This window comes from Actinophytocola sp. (genome assembly GCF_036002505.1).
GTDB lineage: Bacteria > Actinomycetota > Actinomycetes > Mycobacteriales > Pseudonocardiaceae > DASYTH01.
On sequence record NZ_DASYTH010000408.1, the window covers coordinates 48636 to 68631 of the forward strand.

At 69.7% G+C, this 19996-nt stretch carries 17 protein-coding genes; 11 read left to right on the forward strand and 6 right to left on the reverse strand.

Going from position 1 to position 19996, the window contains the following annotated elements; genetic code table 11:
* Position 1: 1 nt before the first annotated feature.
* The 10 genes from VGR06_RS36215 (at position 2) to VGR06_RS36260 (ending at position 11274) form a co-directional block, all read left to right on the forward strand.
* On the forward strand, positions 2-427 hold the full coding sequence (locus VGR06_RS36215) for a phage tail protein (RefSeq protein ID WP_327563726.1): 426 nt from the start codon (positions 2-4) through the stop codon (positions 425-427).
* 12 nt (positions 428-439) lie between these two features.
* A complete protein-coding gene (locus VGR06_RS36220) occupies positions 440-1210 on the forward strand; it encodes a LysM peptidoglycan-binding domain-containing protein (protein ID WP_327563727.1) in 771 nt (256 codons plus the stop codon).
* Positions 1200-3023, forward strand: a complete 1824-nt coding sequence (locus tag VGR06_RS36225; RefSeq protein ID WP_327563728.1) for a VgrG-related protein — start codon at positions 1200-1202, stop codon at positions 3021-3023. The genes VGR06_RS36220 and VGR06_RS36225 overlap by 11 nt, the downstream gene beginning before the upstream one ends.
* Before the next feature lie 13 nt (positions 3024-3036).
* Entirely contained in the window at positions 3037-3318 is a 282-nt protein-coding gene (locus tag VGR06_RS36230; protein ID WP_327563729.1) for a PAAR domain-containing protein, read from the forward strand.
* Between the two features lie 2 nt (positions 3319-3320).
* Positions 3321-3749, forward strand: coding sequence for a GPW/gp25 family protein (locus VGR06_RS36235; protein ID WP_327563730.1), 429 nt, complete (start codon positions 3321-3323; stop codon positions 3747-3749).
* Positions 3749-5689, forward strand: a complete 1941-nt coding sequence (locus VGR06_RS36240) for a putative baseplate assembly protein (protein ID WP_327563731.1) — start codon at positions 3749-3751, stop codon at positions 5687-5689. The genes VGR06_RS36235 and VGR06_RS36240 overlap by 1 nt, the downstream gene beginning before the upstream one ends.
* Positions 5690-5693: 4 nt before the next feature.
* Positions 5694-6242, forward strand: coding sequence for a phage tail protein (locus tag VGR06_RS36245; RefSeq protein WP_327563732.1), 549 nt, complete (start codon positions 5694-5696; stop codon positions 6240-6242).
* Positions 6239-7219 carry a zinc ribbon domain-containing protein gene (locus VGR06_RS36250; RefSeq protein WP_327563733.1) on the forward strand — a complete coding sequence of 327 codons (981 nt, stop codon included), beginning with the start codon at positions 6239-6241 and terminating at the stop codon, positions 7217-7219. Before VGR06_RS36245 ends, VGR06_RS36250 begins: the two co-directional genes overlap by 4 nt.
* Positions 7220-7230: 11 nt before the next feature.
* A complete protein-coding gene (locus tag VGR06_RS36255) occupies positions 7231-9864 on the forward strand; it encodes a hypothetical protein (protein ID WP_327563734.1) in 2634 nt (877 codons plus the stop codon).
* Positions 9865-9954: 90 nt separating this feature from the next.
* Positions 9955-11274: a hypothetical protein gene (locus tag VGR06_RS36260; RefSeq protein WP_327563735.1), complete on the forward strand. Its 1320-nt coding sequence runs from the start codon at positions 9955-9957 to the stop codon at positions 11272-11274.
* Positions 11275-11427: 153 nt separating this feature from the next.
* Here the strand turns inward: VGR06_RS36260 and VGR06_RS36265 are convergent, their stop codons facing one another.
* The 3 genes from VGR06_RS36265 to VGR06_RS36275 form a co-directional block, all read right to left on the reverse strand.
* Positions 11428-12063, reverse strand: a complete 636-nt coding sequence (locus VGR06_RS36265) for a response regulator transcription factor (protein ID WP_327563736.1) — start codon at positions 12061-12063, stop codon at positions 11428-11430.
* A gap of 154 nt (positions 12064-12217) precedes the next feature.
* A complete protein-coding gene (locus tag VGR06_RS36270) occupies positions 12218-12856 on the reverse strand; it encodes a response regulator transcription factor (protein ID WP_327563737.1) in 639 nt (212 codons plus the stop codon).
* A gap of 4 nt (positions 12857-12860) precedes the next feature.
* Positions 12861-13514, reverse strand: coding sequence for a sensor histidine kinase (locus VGR06_RS36275; RefSeq protein WP_327563738.1), 654 nt, complete (start codon positions 13512-13514; stop codon positions 12861-12863).
* A gap of 387 nt (positions 13515-13901) precedes the next feature.
* On the opposite strand from VGR06_RS36275, the gene VGR06_RS36280 reads away from it, so the two are divergent.
* The gene (locus VGR06_RS36280) at positions 13902-14633 is read left to right on the forward strand and encodes a DUF4157 domain-containing protein (RefSeq protein WP_327563739.1); all 732 of its coding nucleotides are present in this window, start codon (positions 13902-13904) and stop codon (positions 14631-14633) included.
* A gap of 207 nt (positions 14634-14840) precedes the next feature.
* Here VGR06_RS36280 and VGR06_RS36285 read toward each other — a convergent pair whose 3' ends face one another.
* From VGR06_RS36285 to VGR06_RS36295, 3 genes are all read right to left on the reverse strand, one after another.
* Positions 14841-15458: a hypothetical protein gene (locus VGR06_RS36285; RefSeq protein WP_327563740.1), complete on the reverse strand. Its 618-nt coding sequence runs from the start codon at positions 15456-15458 to the stop codon at positions 14841-14843.
* A 12-nt stretch (positions 15459-15470) separates the two neighbouring features.
* Positions 15471-19007 carry a hypothetical protein gene (locus VGR06_RS36290; protein WP_327563741.1) on the reverse strand — a complete coding sequence of 1179 codons (3537 nt, stop codon included), beginning with the start codon at positions 19005-19007 and terminating at the stop codon, positions 15471-15473.
* 210 nt (positions 19008-19217) lie between these two features.
* On the reverse strand, positions 19218-19996 hold a 779-nt coding region (locus VGR06_RS36295; RefSeq protein WP_327563742.1), incomplete at its 5' end, for an SRPBCC domain-containing protein.

The window sequence follows — 19996 nt, forward strand, 5'->3', positions numbered from 1 at the left end:
CATGCCCGACGCCGAGGCCGTCGCCGTCTGCTACGTCGTCAAGATCGACGACGAGAGCCTCGGCGCGTTCAGCGGCTGCGACGGGCTCGGCTGCGAGTTCGTCATGGAGCAGCGCGAGGAGGGCGGCAACAACGGGTTCGTCTGGCAGCTGCCGACCCGGATCAAGTACTCCAACATCAAGCTGTCCCGCCCGGTCACCGCGGACAGCGCGAAGATCACCCGGTGGATCGCCGGGATGGCCGGCGGTGTCCAGCGGAAGACCGCCACCATCGAGGCGAGAACGCTGGAGGGCACCGTGATCGCCCGCTGGTCCATGGTCGGCGTGGTGCCGGTGCGGTGGACCGGACCGCAGCTCAACGCGGACTCGCCGAAGGTCGCCACCGAGACGCTCGAGCTCGCCCACCACGGCTTCCTCGGCCGGGACTAGGAGAAGCGCGCCATGGCCACGCCCGTCATGTTCACCTCGGCCGGCTCGCCGCCGCCGGCGAGCTACTCCGCCGGCCCGCCGACCAACAAGCAGCCGGCGAAGCTGTCCGTCCACAATCCACCGCAGGCGGGTACCACGTCCAAGCCCGGCGGGCACCTGTACGACATCGACTTCCAGTTCAACCCCAAGGAACTCTCGCTGACCAAGAACGCCAAGTGGAAGCGGGAGTCCCAGCAGAACGCCAAGGGGAGCGGGACACCGGAGTTCAAGGGCTCCGACCCGTCCAAGCTCGCCCTCGAGATGTTCATCGACGCCACCGACGGGATGGACGACCGCGTGGTGAAGACCGTCGAGCGGCTGTTCTCCCTGTGCGTTGCCACCGAGGAGAGCCGCAAGACCAAGGCCTCGCCGCCCTGGGTGATCTTCAAGTGGGGCGGCATGGTCGGCTTTCCGTCCTATGTGGCCAGTGTGACCGCGAAGTACACCCTCTTCACGCCCGGCGGCCTGCCGGTCCGCGCGGTCTGCACGGTCAACCTGGAGGAGATCTCCGGCGAGCAGTCCGGGCAGAACCCCACCTCCGGAGCGCTCGCCGCGCGCGACACGCACCTGCTCGTGGCCGGCGACACCCTGCAGTCGGTGGCGTACCGCAGCTACGGCAACGCCGAGCTGTGGCGGGCGATCGCCGCCGCCAACGAGGTGGACGACCCGATGCGGCTGCGCCCCGGCACCCGCCTGCTGGTGCCCGCGATCGAGGAGATCAGGGGCCGGTCGAATGGTCAATGAGAGCTTCGCCAACACCCTGGTCGTCGAGGTCGGCGGGCGCCCGATCCCGGACGACGTCAAGACGTTGCTCACCTATGCCTACGTGGACGACAGCCGCAACCTCCCGGACACGTTCGTGCTGCGGTTCCGCGATCCGGGCGGGGTCGTGCTGGGCAAGGGCGGGTTCAAGGTCGGCGAGAAGATCGACCTGAAGGTCCAGACCGCCGACCCGGGCGGCCCGCAGTCGCTGATGAGCGGCGAGATCACCGCGGTGGGGCTGGACATCGACCGGCTCGGGACGTTCACCGAGGTGCGCGGCTACGACCACGCGCACCGGCTGTTCCGGGGCCGGCGGGTCGCGGTGTACCCGAACATGACCGTGTCCGACGTCGTCCGCAAGGTGACCCAGCGGGCCGGGATCGGCGTCGGCACGATCGACGACGTCCGCGGTTTCGGTGGGGCGCCGCACACCCAGTTCAGCCAGGACAACGTGAGCGACTGGGAGTTCCTGTGCCGCCTGGCGAACGCGGTGGGCGCACAGATCGCGGTGCTCGAAGGGAAGCTGAACTTCCGGCTGCCCGAGCAGCCCAGCGGCGCGCCCGACACGAAGGCCAAGGCGCACACCGATCCGCTGGTGCTCGAGGCGCACCGCACGCTGATCGCGTTGCGCGCCAGCATGAGCGCCGCCGAGCAGGTGCCCGAGGTGGAGGTGCGCGGCTGGGACGTCGAGGCGAAGAAGGAGATCAGTGCCACGGCCAAGCCCGGGCTCGCCGGCATGGAGGTGGCCGGCGCGGATCCCGTTGCCATGGCGGGCAAGTTCGGCAGCCCGCCGCTGCTGGCCGCGCCCGGCCGGCGTACCCAGGCCGCGGCCCAGGCGACCGCCAAGGCCCTCGCCGCGCAACTCGGGAGCGCGTGCGTGGAGCTCGACGGGGTGGCCAGGGGAAACCCGAAGCTCCGCGCCGGCACCGCGGTGGCGCTGACCAACGTGGGCGACCCCTTCGCCGGCAAGTACACGCTCACCAGCACCCGCCACATGTTCAACCCGGAGGTCGGCTACGCCACCGAGTTCACCGTGTCCGGCCGCCAGGAGCGGTCCCTCTACGGCCTGACCACCGGGGGCAACGGCGGATCCGCGAAAGTCTACAACGGACTCGTGCCGGCCATCGTCAGCGACGCCAAGGACCCGCTCAAGCTGGGCCGGCTGAAGCTGACGTTCCCCTGGCTGAACAAGGACTTCACCAGCAACTGGGCCCGGGTGGTGCAGCCCGGGGCCGGGAAGGAGCGGGGCTTCCTGGTGCTGCCCGAGGTGGGCGACGAGGTGCTGGCCGGCTTCGAGCACGGCGAGTTCGACGCGCCCTTCGTGCTCGGCGGGCTGCACAACGGCAAGGACACGCTGCCGAAGTTCGCCGCCGAGCCGGTGGACTCCGGCAGCGGGGAGATCGCCGTGCGCGGTTACGTCTCGCGCAAGGGTCACAAGCTGGAGTTCGTCGAGGCCGACGGCATCACCGTGGCCAGCGGCGACGGAAAGCTCGTGATCAAGCTGGACCAGAAGAACCAGATGATCGAGGTCACCAGCGGCAAGGGTATCAAGATCAAGGCGGAGAACGGGATCAGCGTGGACTCCGGCAGCGGACCGCTGGAGATGAAGGGCCAGAAGGTGACCGTGCAGTCCCAGACCGACGTCGAGGTGACGGCCAACGCCTCGATGAAACTCTCCGGCACCTCCGGGGTGAAGGTCGAGGGCGCCACGGTGTCCGTGGCGGGGCAGGGCCAGGCGGAGCTCACGGCGAGCGGCAACGTCACTGTGCGCGGCGCCCTGGTGCGGATCAACTAGACGGGAGGCGGTCATGCCACCAGCGGCCAGAGTCGGCGACCCCACCGGGCATCCCGGCGTGGTCAGCGGTCCGGGCGTGCCCACGGTGCTGATCGGCGGCCAGCCCGCCGCCAACGTCGGCACCATGCACGCCTGCTCGTTTCCGCCCCCGCCCCCGCATCCACCCACGCCGATCGTGCCGCCCGGCTGCCCGACCGTGCTGATCGGCGGAATGCCGGCGGCCCGCATGGGGGACATGTCCGGCTGCGGCGCGCCGATCGTCATGGGCTGCCCGACCGTCCTCATCGGAGGCTGAGCATGGACTTCATCGGCCGGGGCTGGGCGTTTCCGGTGCACACCGACGCCACCGGGGCTGTCGCGCTGGTCGGCGGCGACCGGGAGATCATCGAGAGCATCACGCTGATCCTCGGCACGGCGCCGGGGGAGCGGCCGATGCGTCCGGAGTTCGGCTGCGCCATCCACGACCTGGTGTTCGCGCCCGCTGACGCGGCCACCGCCGGGCAGATCGCCTATGAGGTCCGGACTTCCCTGGAGCGCTGGGAGCCGCGCGTCGAGCTGACCGACGTGGTGGTCGGCTTCCAGGACGTGCAGCGCGGCGTCCTGCTCATCGACGTCCGCTACACCCTGCGGAACAGCAACGATCCGCGGAACCTGGTGTTCCCGTTCTACGTCATCCCGCCGCACGAGTCGATCGAGGGCCCGGCAGCTGACTCGGAGGGTGCCTGATGTCGCTGCCCATGCCCAACCTTGACGACCGCGGCTTCCAGGACCTCGTGGACGAGGCCAAGCGCCGGGTGATGCAGAAGTGTCCGGAGTGGACTGATCACAACGTCTCCGACCCCGGCGTGACGCTGATCGAGACGTTCGCGTTCATGGTCGACCAGTTGCTCTACCGGCTCAACCGGGTGCCCAACCTGCACTACCTGCGTTTCCTGGACCTGATCGGGGTGACGCTGTTCCCGCCGTCGGCGGCGCGCTGCGACGCCACGTTCCGGCTCGCCGCCGCGCAGCCCAACCCCGTGGTGGTGCCGGCCGACACGCAGGTCGCGAGCGTGCGCACGGAGACCGAGGAGTCGGTGATCTTCACGGTGGAGCAGCCGCTGACCATCGTGCCGTGCTCGTGGACGCGGCTGGCCACCGCCACCGCGGGCAGCGAGACACCGTTCGACCACACCGAGGATCTGCACGCCGGGCGCGGCGCGGCCTGCTTCGCCGCCGCCCCCGAGCCGGGCGACTGTGTCTACGTCGGACTGTCCGACGCGGTGCCGAGCTGCACCGTGCTGCTGCGCATGGAATGCACGGTCGAGGGCGTCGGCGTCGACCCGCGGCACCCGCCGCTGGCCTGGGAGGCGTGGACCGGCGAGGCCTGGACCAAGTGCGAAGTGGAGCGGGACACCACCGGTGGGTTCAACACCTCCGGCGACGTGGAGCTGCACGTGCCGGCCGGGCATACCGCGTCGGTGATCGCCACCTCGCGGGCCGGCTGGCTGCGGTGCCGCACGGTCGAGCCCGACGCCGGGCGGCCCTTCTACCGGGCGTCGCCGATCCTGCACGGCGTCAGCGCGGTCACCATCGGCGGCACGGCGACCGCGGTGCACGCCGACATCGTGCACGGCGAGATCATCGGTGTGTCCGAAGGCGTTGCCGGGCAACGGTTCCCGCTGGCTCATCGGCCGGTGGTGGCCGGTGACGGCCCGCTGCTGGTCGAGGTCGGCGGCGAGGACGGCTGGGCGGAATGGTGGGAGGTCACCTCGTTCGCCCAGTCCGGCCCGCGGGACCGGCACGTGATGCTGGACCGGGTGTCCGGCGAGGTGGTGTTCGGCCCGGCGGTCCGCCAACCGGCCGGCGACTTCCGGCTCTACGGCGCGGTTCCGCCGAAGGCCGCGACCATCCGGGTGCCCGAGTACCGGGCGGGTGGCGGCCGGCGCGGCAACGTGGCCCGCGGAATGCTGACCGTGCAACGGGATCCGGTGCCGTTCGTGAGCGAGGTGACCAACCGCAAGGCGGCCAGCGGGGGGGTGGACGCGGAGTCCGTGGACGACGCGGCCGTCCGCGGTCCGCTGCTGCTGCGCACGCTGGACCGCGCGGTGACCGCCGAGGACTACGAGCAGCTCGCCCGGGCCGCCGCACCTCAGGCGGCCCGCGTGCACTGCGTGCCGGACACCAGCGACGCCAATGGGATCCGGGTCCTGGTGGTGCCGGACGTTCCGGTCACCACCGAGCCGGACTTCGGGGCGTTCCTGCTGGATCCCCGGATGCGCCAGGACATCGAGCGCACCCTTGAGGAGCGACGCTGCGTGGGCGCCCGGGTCTCCGTCGAACCCCCGTTCTACCAAGGGGTGACGGTGGTCGCGCAGCTGATCGCCCGGCCCCGCACGACCCCGGAACGGTTGCGCGAGCGGGCGACCCGGGCGCTCTACGAGTACCTGGACCCGGTCCGCGGCGGCCCGGACGGCGGCGGCTGGCCGTTCGGCCGGCCCGTGCAGCAGGGCGAGATCTTCGCGGTGCTGCAGCGGATTCCCGGCGTGGATTTGGTCGAGGACGTGCGCCTGTTCGGCGCCGACCCGGTCACCTCCCAGCGCGGCCGCGCGGTGCCCCGGCTCGATCTTCCGGCCAACGCGCTGGTGTTCTCGTTCGAGCACCAGATTCGAGTGACGAGGAGCTGACGGCGTGCGCACCGCGACCACCGTGCCGGTCCGGCATCCCATCGGGGACCGGCTGCCGGCGATCTACCTCGACGACGGGTTCACGCTGCGGTTCACCTCCGCGCTGGACGAGGTGCTCGCCCCGGTGATCGCCGTGCTCGACGGGTTCGCCGACTACCTCGACCCGAACCTGGCGCCGGCCGACTTCCTGGACTGGCTGACCAGCTGGGTGGCGCTCGACGTCGACGAGGGCTGGACGCCGGCCCAGCGGCGGGAGCTGGTCAAGCACGCGGTGAGTCTGCATCGCTGGCGGGGCACCAGATGGGGGATCGCCACCCAGGTGCGGCTGCTGTCCGGCGGCGAGGTGGAGGTCGAGGACAGCGGCGGCTGCGTGTCCTCGCCCCGGCCCAACGGCCCGCTGCCCGGCTCCGACCCGGCCCGGGTGCTGGTCCGGGTGCGCGTCGCCGATCCGTCCACTGTGGACCAAGCGGCGCTTCGTACGGCCGTCGCCGAGGCCGTTCCCGCGCATGTCGCGGTCACCGTCGAAGTTCTGCCGAAGGGGGCAGGTACATGATCACGTGTGCCAACTGTGGCGAGGGCAACCCGCCGGACACCGAGTTCTGCGGCCGGTGCGGCACGTTCCTGAACTGGCGGGCCGAGGAGCCCGCCCCGGTCGCGGCTGCGGCCGCGGCGCCGGGTGCGGAGCAACCCGCCGTGCAGCAGCCGACCGACGAGCGCGTGCTGCGTGCCCCGGCGCCGGTCACCACCCCACCGCGCCCGCTCCTGCCCGGCGACCTCATCTGCGGCAACTGCGGCGCGGGCAACGAACCCACCCGGCGGTTCTGCCGCCGGTGCGGGAACTCCCTGGCGGACGCGGAAACCGTGCGCCAGTCCTGGTGGCGCCGGCTGTTCTCCTGGCTGTTCGGCCGCCGCCGGCGCGCGAAGCGCCAGCTCGGCGTCCGGCCCCGCGCCCGTGGCGGCCGTCCCTGGCGCACCGCTGCCCGGGTGGTCAGCCGGCTGTTCCTGGTGCTGGTGGCGTTCGCCGGCATCCTCTACGCCGCGGTGCCGCCGTTCCGCTCCGGCGTCAACACCGAGGCCCGGACGTTCAAGAGCTGGGTGACCCGCCAGTTCTCCAACAAGCTCGTCCCCGCCCGGCCCACCAAGGTGACCGCCACCGCCGCGGTCCCGGACCATGCCGCCGGCCTCGCCGCCGACAACGCGCGCAACACGTTCTGGGCCGTACCACCGACTCCCGAGCCCGTCCTGGTGCTGTCCTTCGACAAACCGGTCGACGTCCGCCAGGCCATCGTCCGCAGCGGCAACGCCGCCGACTTCTCCTCGACGCACCGCCCGGCCAAACTCCACCTGGTCTACACCACCGGCCACACGTTCGACGTCAACCTCGCCGACACCCCCGACCCGCAGACCGTCACCATCGGGGAAAGCGCCGGCACCACCAGCATCGAGATCCACATCGTCGCCCTCCACCGCTCCGAAAAAGGCAACACCGTGGCAATCTCCGAAATCGAACTCTTCGAACCAGAAAAGTGAGAGGAGTCCCGGTGTTACGCCCTCTGGCCCTGGTGCCGATCCTGATCCTGCTCGGCGCGTCAGCCGTTCCCTTCCCCGCGACGGCAGCAGAGAAGACGCTGCCCGGCGGCATCAGACTCGCGGTCACCATCAATTCCCCCGCGGACGGCGCGATTCTTCCGCCGGGCCCGGTCACAGTCACCGGCCGCGCCGAGATCGGTGATGCGGTTCCAACCGCCGACACGTCGCTCGACTACGTACTGGACGTCTCGGGCAGCACGGCGACAACGGCGGTCACCGGCTGCAGTGTCGACGAGAACCACGACGACGCCAGGGATGCCGACGGGAACCCGATCAACGACATCGTCGACTGCGAGATCGCCGCCGCCAGGCGGCTGAACGACCAGGCGGTCGACGCTCACACGGTGAGCAAGGTGGGCGTCACCGTCTTCGGTGCACTGGGAAAGGTCGCGGATGTCGTGCCGCCCGGGAATCTGCCTCCGCCTAATGACTACGTGGACCCGAGTCAGCGGCTGACGGAGCCGGGTGCCGACCGGAACGACAACGGCCTCCGCGACATGAACGAGGTGCTCGAATCGGTGTACAACCGGACGCGTGACCCGGACCGGCCCGGCCCGCCCGGCGGCGTCGGCCTGTTCCAGCCGCTGGCCGCGGGCGGCAGCACCAGCTTTGCCGAGGGTGTCAAGGCGGCCAACGCCGCGATCGGCACTTCTGGCGATCCACACCGGATCGTGGTGTTCATGTCGGATGGTCAGAACGGCGCCTCCACCCCGGTCGAAGATCTGCTGACCAACCGGCCCGCCGGGGTCATCTACCACACGTTCGCGATCGGACCCGGGAACACCTGCGGCTCGAATGCCGTGGGGGCCATCACCCTGCAGCGGATCGCCGACAAGACAGGAGGCATCTGCACGCCAGTGCCGGACCTCAGCAGACTGCCCGGCATCATTCCCGGCGTCATCGTCCCCCAAATCACGGAGCTCAAGCTCACCGTTGACGGCCAAGCCCAGCCGATCACGGTGGACCCCCCGCTGCCGCGGCCCGGTCCGGGCGTGAACTACAGCGTCACCACGGATCCACTGGCATCGGGCCGGCACAGGCTGTGCGTGCTGGCCACCGGGAAGGTGGGCCGAGACGAGGACACCGTCGAGGACTGCCACACCGTGACTGTCAACGCGGCGCCAGTGGTGAGCACGGGTGGGCCGTACACCGCGCAGGAGGATCAGCCGAAGACGATCACGGGTACGGTGACCGACCTGGACGACACGCAGTTCACCGTCAAGTGGTCGCTGCCGGCAGGCACACCGTGCACCTTCGCCGATGACACCAAACTGTCCACATCGGTCACCTGCACCGCGCCCGGCACGTTCGACCTCGCCTTGAGCGTGAGCGACGGCCACCATCCGCCGGTCGTCGCGAGGACCACGCTGACGGTGATCAACACGCCGCCGACGGTCTCCGCGGGCGGACCGTACACCGGGCCGCAGAACCAGCCGATACCGATCAAGGGCACGGCGACCGACCCGGACGACCCCCAGCTCACCATCAAATGGTCCGTCCCCGAGGGTGTCCCGTGCACGTTTGCCGATGAGACCAAGCTCGCTACGACGGTCACCTGCACCGGTCACGGCGTCTTCGACCTCACCCTGAGCGTGAATGATGGCAAGCATCCGCCGGTCATCGCGACGACGAAGCTGACGGTGGTCAACGCTGAACCCGTGGTCTCCGCTGGCGGGCCGTACACCGGGTTGGACCACACTCCGGTGCCCATCAAGGGAACCGTCGTCGACCCGGACAGCCCGGGCCTGATCACGACCTGGACGGTCGTGCCCGTCACCGGCACAGTCTGCCAGATCGACAAACCACAGCAACTGTCCACTGTGATCACATGCCGGGACCCCGGGCTCTACACCCTGATCCTTACCGTCAACGACAACGATCACGAAAATCCGGTGGTCGTACGAACCTCGCTCGAACTGAAGCCACGCCAGGGGGCCCTGTCGCTGGCCACGTTCGTCAACCCGGCACCCGGTTTCGTCGGCGGCGACCCGGTCGTGGTCACGTTCACCGTGCGAAACGGTGGAGTATTCGCGATGGAGTCGGTCCGTCTGACCACCACGCTGCCCGCCGGACTGCAGCCCAAGAGCACCTTCCCGGCTGGCTGCGCGAGCACCTGTAACCTCGGCACGCTGGTACCCGGCCAAACCGTTCAGGTCACGCTCACCTTCGCGGTCGACGCGCCACTCGACCAGTCGCTGTCCGCGGTGCTGACCACTGAGGGGCCGGACGTCGACGCCTCCGACAACCTCACCAGGGCGCGGATCACCATTCTGCAGCCAACCCTGACCGTGGATCCCACGATCGGCCCGCAGGGCTTCGTCACCCGCGCCATTGGCAAGAATTTCCCCGCCGGTGCAAGGGTTCAGCTCAAGTGGTCGATCGGGATCTCGGACAACCCCGGTGAGGTGACGGTCGGGCCGGACGGCACCATCGACGCGCAGGTGCTGATCTTCCCCAAGGATGCCAGGGGCTTGCGGGTGCTCTCGGCCATCTCGGTGACCGGTCCGAAGTTCGGTGACGTGCCGGCGAACCCGTTCCTCGTCGTGTCCCGCGCGCTCAAACCCAAGACCTTCATCGTCCGATGAGAAGTATTGCCCGTCCGTGCAAGACCGAACGTCCGGGCCATTTCCCGTCCGCTCCTACCCGATCCCGTTCCTACTGAGGAGAGTTGGCACATGGGCGCAACAGCGACGCTGTCCACCACGCGGCTGGTGGTCGAGGGCGGGCAGGAGGTCACCTGCCCGGTCGTGGTCCGCAACTCCGGCGGGGTCGTCGACCAGTTCGTGATCGAGGTGGTCGGTCAGCCGGGTGCGTGGGCGACGGCCGAGCCCTCGGTGGTCAACCTCGTGCCGCAGGAGGCGACCACGGTCACCATCCGGTTCGCGCCACCGCGTTCCGCCTCGATTCCGGCCGGCACCGCGCCGTTCGGCGTGCGGGTGACCTCGCAGGAGGACCCCGAGGGCTCGGTGGTGGAGGAAGGCGTCATCGAGATCGCCGCGTTCGCCGAGCTCGCCGCCGAGGTCGTGCCGCCCAAGGTGGAGGCCGCGACCCGCGGGAAGTTCAAGGTGGCGCTGGACAACCGCGGCAACTACCCGGTGGCCGTTCGGCTCGACGCCACCGACCCGGAGGGCGAGCTGGACTTCCGGTTCAGTCGCAACGAGGTGGTCCTCGACCCGGACACCACCGAGATCGTCAAGCTACGCGCTCGCCCGCGGGACCGGTTCCTGCGCGGGCAGCCGGTGCGGCACCGGTTCGAAGTGGCGGCGATGGCCGCGGAACGCCCGCCGGTCGTCGCCGAGGCCACCCTGGTGCAGCGGCAGCTGCTGCCGAAATGGTTGGTGCCGGCGCTGATCGCGGTGGCCGCTGCGGCGCTGCTGATCGTGGGACTGTGGTGGACGGTGCTCCGCCCGGCGGTGCGGTCGGCCGCGGGCGACGCCGCCGCGCGCCAGGCCGCCGAGGTCAAACAGGCCGCCCAGGAAGCGAAGCAGCAGGCCGATACGGCCAAACAGGAGTCCGGGCAAGCGAAGAAGAACTCTGAGGACGCGATGGGCGCGGTGGGGCTTCCGGTGCCCGGCGCGACGTCCACACCGGGCAGCCCCGGAACGCCCGGCGGGCCGGTGAGAACGTCCGCCCCGCCCAGCACTCCCACCGACTTCCGGATCGCCGCGAACGTGCGGAGCACCACCAACCTCACGGGCTTCACCGAGGTCCCGTTCGCCTCGCCGGCCGACAAGACGCTGGTCATCACCGACGCCATTCTGCAGAACCCGCGTGGTGACGCGGGAACCCTGCGCATCGTCCGCGGCACCGCGAACGGGAACCAGATCCTGCTGGAGGTCGGTCTCGCCAACTTCCGGGACCTCGACGAGCACTGGGTCGAGGCGCTGCGGATCCGTCCCGGCGAGCGGATTCTGCTCCAGGTCAGCTGCCAGAACCCTGCCGACAAAGGGAACTGCACGCCCGCGGTGACCTTCTCCGGCCGTGTCGAAGGCTGAGCAGTGTTGAATTTGCTCGCTCCGCTCGCGTGCGCGGGCCTTGACGCGATGTCTTCCCTCCTGCGCTGCTCGGTCGCTCGTTCCTCGCTCCCTGCGCTGCTCGTCAGTCCAGACACCGCCGGCCCGCGCGGTGTGCACTGTGTGGAACGACTGTCAGATCAGGCCCTCCCGCAGGGCGAACGCCACCGCGTGCGCCCGGTTGCGGAGCTGGAAGCGGCTGGTGACGTCGTGCAGGATCCCTTTGACGGTGCGCTGCGAGTAGCAGAGCCGCTCGGCGATCTCCCGGGTCTCCAGGCCCTCGGCCACCATCCGCAGCACCTCGGCCTCGCGCACCGAGACCCCGGCCAAGTCCCACCCGCGCGGGTGCAGAACCTGGCTCTGCAGCCGGGAAACCCGGTTGAGCAACCGGGCCAGCAGGTCCGGCGGCAGCGCGCCGTCGCCGGCCGCGGTCGCCTTGATCAGCCGCACCAGCGTGTCCGGGGTGGCCTCGGCCCGGCGGATCACCGCGGACACGCCGATGCTCACCACCTCGAGCAGGTCCGAGTCGCTCATGTCGCCGGCCACCAGCACGACGCTGCCGCAACCCTGCACCTGCAGGCGGCGGAACAGCTGCCGCGCCGGCTCGTCCCAGCGCTCGGCCACGACCAGCACCACCGTGCGCTGGTCCTGCTCCTCGGTTTCCCCCTCGACCAGCCGGATCTCCGGCCGGGAGCGCAGTGCCGAGACGACCCCGGCCCGGGTGATGACGTCCGTCGCGTGCAGCACAACGGGGATCTGATCGGAACTCATGTCGGGCCCTCCCGCCAGGCCGGTGATGGCTTCCGTGTGCGTTCCATCCTGAATGCCCGACCCGCGCGAAACCATGGGACCGCTGTCCCATCTGGTCCCGTTTGGACCATCGGGTCCCAGCCACGGGTCCCAGGCGAACTGGGACCGGTCTGGGTCACCGCAGGCCTGATTCATGGGCCCGCAGGATCGCCTGCTCGCGGTCGGCGACGTCGAGCTTGCGGAAGATGCTGGTGATGTGGTTGCGCACGGTTTTCGGGCTCACCACAAGGATTCGGGCGATGGCCGCGTTGCTCTCGCCGCGCACCATGAGGGTGAGCACCTCCCGTTCCCGCGCGGTCAGCTCGACCAGCTCGCCGTGCGGCGGTGGCGCGGTGGCGAAGAACGTGCGCACCTGGTCCGCCACGGGCTGACCGAAGATCACTTCACCGTCGCCGACCGCCCGCACCGCGCGCACGATTTCCGCGTGCTGGGCGGTTTTCAGAATGTATCCGCGCGCACCGGCGCGCATCGCGGCGAAAACATGCTCGTCGTCGAACATGGTGAGCACGAGCACGCCGACGTTCGGCTGCTGCTGCACGATCCGCTGGGTGGCCTCGATGCCGCCGAGCCCCGGCATATTGAGGTCCATGACGACCACGTCCGGGCGCAGCGCCGCCACCGCGGCCACCGCCTGCGTGCCGGTCGCCGCCTCGCCCACCACCTGCAGACCCGGTTCGGAGTTGAGCAGCGCGGTCAGGCCGAGCCGGAACGTGGAATGGTCGTCCACGATGAGAATCCGTCGCGGCGCCGGCATCGGTTCATTCCTCGTCGACCGGGAGCGTCGCCACGATCTTGGTTCCGCCGAACATGCCGGGCTCGATGGACCACCCGCCGCCGAGCTCGAGGGCCCGGTCCCGCATGGATCGCAGCCCCACCCCCGACCAGACGGGCAGCTCGCCGCTGGGCAGGCCCACGCCGTCGTCGGCGATCTCCACCTGCAGGTGGCCGTTGAGCCGGATCCACACGACGCAGGACCGCGCGCGGGAATGCCGGACCATGTTGGTGAGCGCCTCGCAGGTGATCCGGTACGCGGCGACCCGCACCGGCGGGGTCAGCACGGACAGGTCGCCGAGCGAGTTCACCTCGATCTCGAGCTGCTCGCCGGCACCGGACACCCGGCTGCTCAGCGCCATGGCGTGCAGGTGAATTGCTTCGACGAGCCCGCAGCGTTCCAGCACACCCGGGTGGCTGTCGTCGGTCAGCCGGCGCAGCTCCGCGATGGCGTCGTAGAGCTCGTCCTCGAGCTGGGCCAGCAGCCGCTCGGCCGAGTCGGTGTCGCGGCGCAGCAGGTTCCGCGCGGCCCGCAGGCCGAACGCCATGCCGGTGAGGATCGGGCCGAGCCCGTCGTGGATGTCCCGGCGGATCCGCAGGCGTTCCCGGTCGGAACCGCGACTCTCCGTCCGATACGACATGACCCGTTTCTGGCCCACGTCCCCCCTCTCCGCATCCCTTCGTATCGCCGAGTTTCGACAGCCCGTTTCCACCTGGGCGCCGAAACAACCCGTTTGGGGTAATGGTCGAATACTCAAGTACACGGAGGGTTCGTCGACGCCCCGTGATACATCCCGTGCAAATGAAGATTCGACCACAATGTGGAAACTTTCTGTCCGGCCGGTGACCAGATTGCCGCGGCGTTCCGGTCGGAGAAGTCACCGTCCGCGGGGGCAAGCCGGATTGCCCGCGCGGGCGTTCGCCTGCCTCTGGCGGCGGCGGCTCCGGCACGGCACGCTCGCGGGGGACGACGCTGTGACGGAGCGCTTGTCGACGTGCTCGCAAGCGCGCTCAGGTGAGGGGCCAGGATGCGCGGACACGGCCACGACCAGGATCTCGAGACGACGTTGCGCCCCAAGGGCGACCGCATCGAACGGGACGAGTCGGCACTGCTGGGCCGCGCCGCCGCCGCGGGCCGCCCGGACGTGCTGGGCCCGGCCGGCCTGCTCGATCTGCAGCGCGCCGTCGGCAATGCCGGAATGTCAACATTGGTCGAAGAGGATCGTTCGCCGGTGCACGACGTCGTCAACTCCGGCGGCGGCGCCCCCCTCGACAATGCCACCCGGGCCGACATGGAGTCCCGCTTCGGCCAGGACTTCGGCGACGTCCGGGTGCACACCGACGGCGCCGCGCACGAGTCGGCCCGCTCGGTCAACGCCCAGGCCTACACGGTCGGCTCGGACATCGTGTTCCAGCAGGACAAGTTCGACCCCGGCTCCGACTCCGGCCGCCACATGCTCGCCCACGAGCTCACCCACGTCGTCCAGCAACGCAGCGGTCCCGTCGACGGCACCGAAGCCGGCGGCGGCATCAAACTCAGCGACCCCGCCGACCGCTTCGAACGCGAAGCCTCCACCAACGCCGACCACGTCCTGTCCCAACCTGCCGCCCCCGCGTCCCCGGTCCAGCGCTGCTCGGACGGCACCACCGAGGTGACCGCCCAGCGTGAGGGGCCGGCACCCGAAGAAGGCGAGCAGGAGGAGCCCGCCGCCCAGACCTACGTCCAGCGCGAGGGCGAGGAAGAGGAAGCGTCCGAGTAGCCTCGGCTGTTCAAGATCGTTTGTGCACTCGGGAGGTCGGTGGAGGCACCCTTGATCGACATCGTTGCTGGTGGGACTGTTGTGGTGCCAGGTACGCCTGTGGTGCAGAAGCAATGCGACGAAAGCGTCCTTCGTCGCGCCCAGCGTGCCAAAGGACGCTTTCGTCGCAATCGTTCCTGAAACGACCCTGCCGAGTAGCCGGACGGCTCACGACCGGCGCATCGGTACCATGGTGCCGTCCGGCCGCCGGCCCTCGACGATGTGTGCCAGGAACTGCGCGTACGAATCGAAAACCGGGTAGAGCGAGCCGCGCACGGGCCGGCCGTCGATCGAGTTGTCCAGCAGGTCCTCGCTCGCGAACTCGAAGATCCGCTCGTCATCATGATCTTTCAAGTCGATCGCGAGATAGGAGCGATCCGTGCCCCACCACGAGCCGATCGGGTAAACCTCGGCCTCGTCGTGGAAAAGCTCGCGCTGCTCCTCATCAGCATATCCGAGCCGGAGCTCATACCAGACCTTCTCGACGCTCTCGGAGCGCGGGCAGAGATGGATGTAGTCGTCGACGCGCACCCGCATCGGCGGATGTACGAACGCGAGCGTCGTCCGCACCTGGCGCAGCCATCGCGGCAATGTGACCTGATCGGCCGCTTCGAGCTCGTCGTACAACTCGTCGTGGTCCCGCACGAACTCGAGTGCGGAGAAGTTCGCAATGAACTGGCGCAGGTCGGCCTTGTGCTCGGCTCCGAGATCAGACGCCTCGACCCATGATTCGGCATCGGCGCGGTCGCCCCTGGTGGCATACTGCTCAAAGTCGAACTCGAACATTCTCGCTACCCGTCACGTCGTGAACTTCGTGAAGTGACCTTCGATCGCGGTGACGTGCGCCGCCTGGCTGGCCGATGTTACTTGATTGCCTTCCCGGTCCCGGCACTCCGGGTGGATGCCGGGGAGCATGGCCGCCCCGTCCCACACCCACTGCCGGGCTAGCGCCAGTACCGCCTGCGCCGTCGCCTGGACCGTCGTATTCCGCTCGAACGCGCCGCGCAGGCTGGTGTGGAACGCACGCTCGCCCTTCGTCTGCTGGACGCCCTTGTAATAGACCGCGCCGACGTGCCCGCTCGGCACGCTGTACTCCTCGATGGCGGTACCGCCGGGCACCGTGTCCTTGACGGTTTTGGGCTTGGCCATGGCGGGGGAGAAGACGATGCGGAACGTCTCGCTGCGTAGCTCGTGCTGGAGGTCGATCCACTTGGGGCCTTCCCCCGCGAGAGCGCTGGCGCGCTTGGTCACGGCGAGGATATAGTTGCTCGGAATCCACTCGTGGTGCCCGTCCAATGCATCCCGGAACTTGTCCTTGATGTAGTCCACATTGGACTGCTTGGTCCAGGCGGCCTCGAAGTCGGCGAGGCCGATCGTGCCCGACACGCCGTCCTGAGTGACCGACAACGTGGCGCCGCCCGCCATCGCCTTCAGGAATTCGACGATTCCCTTCTGGGCTATCGCAATACGGAGAATGGCCTCGTCGGTCGGCAGCCCCGTGATTCTGGCGACCTTGACCGTCGGGTTGATCGTGGCGAAGACCTCGGCGTGATCCTGCTTCTTCTCGATGGTCACCTTGGACACGCCGGTCTGGCTGGCCACCTGCGCGCCGACCCCCTCGAGGTTCGCGCTCTGGCCGAGGCCGGACACTTTTGGCAGCGTGAGTGTCGCACTCGATCGATCGAACCGGGCGTCGCCGTGCTGGGCCAGGATCTGCTCGGTGACCTGTTTGGGATCCCCGCCCTTCTGGTAGATGGTCTGGCCCGACCGCGCATGTTTGAGCTCGTTGCCGAGGCTTGGGTTGATTTCGTTGACGTTCAGCTCGGCCGGCTCCACCAACCTCCTCGGTGCGGTCACCGGACCCTGCTCGCCGCCGCGGTCCGACCCCTTTCCGCCGAACTTGTCTCGCAGCTTTCTCCCGGCTCCCTTCAGTTTCGCCCAGATGGACTTACCGAGTTTGACGACTTTGTCGACCACCCAGTCGACCGCCTTCATGACGGGTTTGGCGAGGGACTGGATGAACTTCTTGACCTTGTCGGCGATGCCGCCGATGCCGAGGATGGCGGCCAGGGCGCCGATCAGCACCGGGATGGAGCGGGAGAGCGCGTTCTCGATGAGGGCGCCGACGCCGCCGGTGCCGCCGCCGGCGATGGCGATGATGGCGTCCAGCACGGAGTTGACGAATTGGATGATCTGGGCGCCGCGCTCGACGATGAACGTGACGATGTCGACGATCATCTTGCAGGCCTTGACGAACGCCGAGGCCGGGTTGAGGAGGGAGATGATCCAGGTGATGCCGGCGATCAGCACGGTCGGGATGAGGTACTCGCTGATCTTGCCGAACAGGTTGGCCTTGAGGTCGCCGACCTTCTCCTTGATCTGCTCCCAGAGGCCGCCGACGCCTTCGGACTGGAGCTTCTGTACGACCGGGACGGACTGCTCGACCGCGCCCATGGCCTGCTCCGGCACCCCGCGGGAGACGATCCGGCCGCGGATGGCGGCCCAGGTCAGGCCCAGCAGCGAGCCGATCATCAGGAAGATGCCGCGCAGGTCGAACTTCGCCGGCAGTTGCAGGCCGGCGGAGGCCATGGCCCCCATGAGCCAGCCGACCAGCCCCTTCTTCAGGTGCTCGCCGATGTTGGCGAGGAACGCCCGCAGCCCCGAGCCGACCGCGGAGACCAGCTTGCCGAGGAAGCCGATCGGGTCCTTGATGATCGCCATCACCGCGGACGCCGCCCGGGCCAGGACATTGAGCAGCATGTCCTTGAGCTTCAAGATCGTGTCGATGACACCCTTGACCGCGTCGACGGCCTTGGCGATCAGGCCTTTGTTCTTCTCCTTCTCCGCGGAGATCTCCTCGTCGACGGATTTCAGCGCCTCGTTGTAGCGCGTCGCCAGGGTCTGGACGAGCTCGTTTCCCTTGGCGTCGACGGATTCGGTGAGCTCGTCGAACTTCCCGGCGAACTCGTTCGCGGCCTCGTTGCCGATCGCGCGCAGGTCCGGGTCCAGCTTGGCCACTTCGGCCTTCAGCTCCGCGCGGCCGGTCGCGATGCGCTGCTTCGCCCGGTTCAGCTCGGCGCCGATGACGTCGGCGACCTCGGAGATGACCTGCTGCATACGGTCGACATAGCCCTTGCGGGCCTGCACGAAGATCTCGTTCGCCTCGGCCGGCAGCCCGGAGAACTTGTCCTTGACCCAGCGCAGCTTTCCGGTGAAACCCGAGTACCGCCGGTCCTTGTACTCGTCCATGCGCCGCTTGTGCTCGGCGGTGAACCCGTCCCGCGCGGCCTTCTCGCCGGCGGTGAACGCGGTGTCCACCTTCTTGTCGAGCCCGGTGAGGATCTCCTCGACGTCCTTCTTGGTGCCGTCGAAAACCTTCTGCAGCCGCGCGGTGACCTGCGCGCGCCGCGCCTCGTCCCGGCCCTTGGCACCCTGCTTGCCGGCGGTCACCTTGGCGCCGGCCTGCCGGCGATTCGTGGCCAGCGCGGTCATCGCGGCGGTCCCGGCCTGTGCCGCCTGCGCCCGCGCACCGGTCAGCGTCTGCCGCTCGGCCGCGCGCACGACGCCGGGTGCGGTCGCGGCGTGCTGCTCGCCCTTCTTCTTGGCCGTCAGCGCCCCGGTGAACTCCGGTTCGTTGGACTTGGCGAGCTGCTGCTCGGTGACGTCGGCCTGCGCCATCTGGTCGTTGACCTGCTTGGGCCCGGCCGAGAAGTCGGTGGCCGAGGCCGGCGCGGCGTCCGGCACGGCCTTCCCCGGGTCCGGGGTGGCGGGTGCCGGCGGCGGCTGGTCCGGGCGCAGCGGCGTCACCGGCTTGTCCTTGGCCTGCGCGGTGTCCGGCGGTGCTTTCGTGGCCGACTCGATCGCCCCGGCGGACGCCTTCTTGCCGGCCCCGACCTGGCCCTGCACCTGCCCCTTGACCGCGGCGGCCTTCCCGGAGCCGCCGAACTTGTCCGCCTCGTCGAGGTTCGCCGGCGCCTGCGCCGCGATCGCCGCGTTGACCGCCCGGACGAACCCCGCCTTGTCGAACTTGCCCGGCTTGGCGGCGTTCATCTTCTCCGCGTTCGCCGCCTTGCCCTGCGCCAGCTTGTCGTCCGGGGGTGCCTTCGCCGCGGCCTGGGATGCCGTGGCCTCGGTCCGCGCCGGCGGATGCGCGCTCAGGTGTTTCTGCTTGCCCCGAATGTCGGATGTCAACATTCGGAACTTCGGCGTCGCCGTCGCTGCCGGCCGGGTCAGGCGCTGCACCGGGACCGCGGCCAGCAGCCGCGCGGTCGCCGCGTTACCCGCCGTCTGCTGCAGCCGCTGCACGATCTCCGGGGTGAGCGGCTGCCCGAGCATCGGATGCACCGGCCGGGGACGCGGCCGCGGCGGCTGGCGCGCTCCGGTACGCCCCGCCGTCCGGTCCCGTACCGGTGCCTTCACCCCGCACCCCCAGACCGGACCTCGGCGCGCACACTTCAGTCCCAGTGTCTGGCCCACCGCCGGTCCCGGAACCGCCCCTGTGGCCGTCCGCGCGGGCAACCGCCGTTGCCCGCGCGGTCCACCGCCTCAGAGCGTGCTGTCGTAGTGCTTGGTCAACTCCTCGACCCGGTCCCGTGGCCACGGGCACCGGACGTCGCCCTGCACGGCCGCGAAGAACAGCTCCAGGTGCACGTGCCACGCGGCGAGCGCGGCGGCGCGCAGGCCGGCGAGCTCGGCCGGCACGGACTGGGTCAGCTCGACCCGCACGCTGAGTTCCGGTTCCGACTCGATCGTCCAGCACACCCGGCCGGCCGGTGTGCCCTCGTGCAGCCACTCGTACTCCAGCACGCGCGGCGCCTCCACCCGGGTGAGCCGGCCGGCCGGGACGTGCTCGTTGGTGGCCCGCACCGGCGGTTCGGCCTCGAGCGGTGAGTCCTCGACGAGCAGTGCCCACACCGTCCCGACCGGCGTCCACACCAGGTCCCGGGCGAAATGCAACTCGAAACCGTTGTCCACCAAGCGAACCTCGCCCTCGCCGAGGCCGAACTCGGCGATGTAGCGCTCCATCCTGGCCAGCCAGTCCTCGACCGGCGCCGCGGCCTCGCCGGCGAGCTGCGCGGCCAGCGAGTCCAGGCACGCGTCCCACCCGGCGGCGGTGCGGCCCGCGCCGAGCCGGCCGACCCGGCCGCCGCTGATCGTCTGGGTGAACACCAGCCGGCAACCGTCGCCGTCCGGGATCAGCTCGAACCGCAGCACGTCCTGGTTCCACCGGAACATGTAGACCCGCGGCGGGTCCACCTCGAGCACCTCCCGTCCCACACCCCGGACACCGGCGCCTCCTCGGGGAACGTGAAGCGCATCGGCGC

Bases quoted from the DNA above. Each gene is read 5' to 3' on its own strand.
- VGR06_RS36215 (WP_327563726.1), top strand. From the start codon at position 2: ATGCCCGACGCCGAGGCCGTCGCCGTCTGCTACGTCGTCAAGATCGAC.
- VGR06_RS36220 (WP_327563727.1), top strand. From the start codon at position 440: ATGGCCACGCCCGTCATGTTCACCTCGGCCGGCTCGCCGCCGCCGGCG.
- VGR06_RS36225 (WP_327563728.1), top strand. From the start codon at position 1,200: ATGGTCAATGAGAGCTTCGCCAACACCCTGGTCGTCGAGGTCGGCGGG.
- VGR06_RS36230 (WP_327563729.1), top strand. From the start codon at position 3,037: ATGCCACCAGCGGCCAGAGTCGGCGACCCCACCGGGCATCCCGGCGTG.
- VGR06_RS36235 (WP_327563730.1), top strand. From the start codon at position 3,321: ATGGACTTCATCGGCCGGGGCTGGGCGTTTCCGGTGCACACCGACGCC.
- VGR06_RS36240 (WP_327563731.1), top strand. From the start codon at position 3,749: ATGTCGCTGCCCATGCCCAACCTTGACGACCGCGGCTTCCAGGACCTC.
- VGR06_RS36250 (WP_327563733.1), top strand. From the start codon at position 6,239: ATGATCACGTGTGCCAACTGTGGCGAGGGCAACCCGCCGGACACCGAG.
- VGR06_RS36260 (WP_327563735.1), top strand. From the start codon at position 9,955: ATGGGCGCAACAGCGACGCTGTCCACCACGCGGCTGGTGGTCGAGGGC.
- VGR06_RS36265 (WP_327563736.1), bottom strand. From the start codon at position 12,063: ATGAGTTCCGATCAGATCCCCGTTGTGCTGCACGCGACGGACGTCATC.
- VGR06_RS36270 (WP_327563737.1), bottom strand. From the start codon at position 12,856: ATGCCGGCGCCGCGACGGATTCTCATCGTGGACGACCATTCCACGTTC.
- VGR06_RS36275 (WP_327563738.1), bottom strand. From the start codon at position 13,514: ATGTCGTATCGGACGGAGAGTCGCGGTTCCGACCGGGAACGCCTGCGG.
- VGR06_RS36280 (WP_327563739.1), top strand. From the start codon at position 13,902: ATGCGCGGACACGGCCACGACCAGGATCTCGAGACGACGTTGCGCCCC.
- VGR06_RS36285 (WP_327563740.1), bottom strand. From the start codon at position 15,458: ATGTTCGAGTTCGACTTTGAGCAGTATGCCACCAGGGGCGACCGCGCC.
- VGR06_RS36290 (WP_327563741.1), bottom strand. From the start codon at position 19,007: ATGCTCGGGCAGCCGCTCACCCCGGAGATCGTGCAGCGGCTGCAGCAG.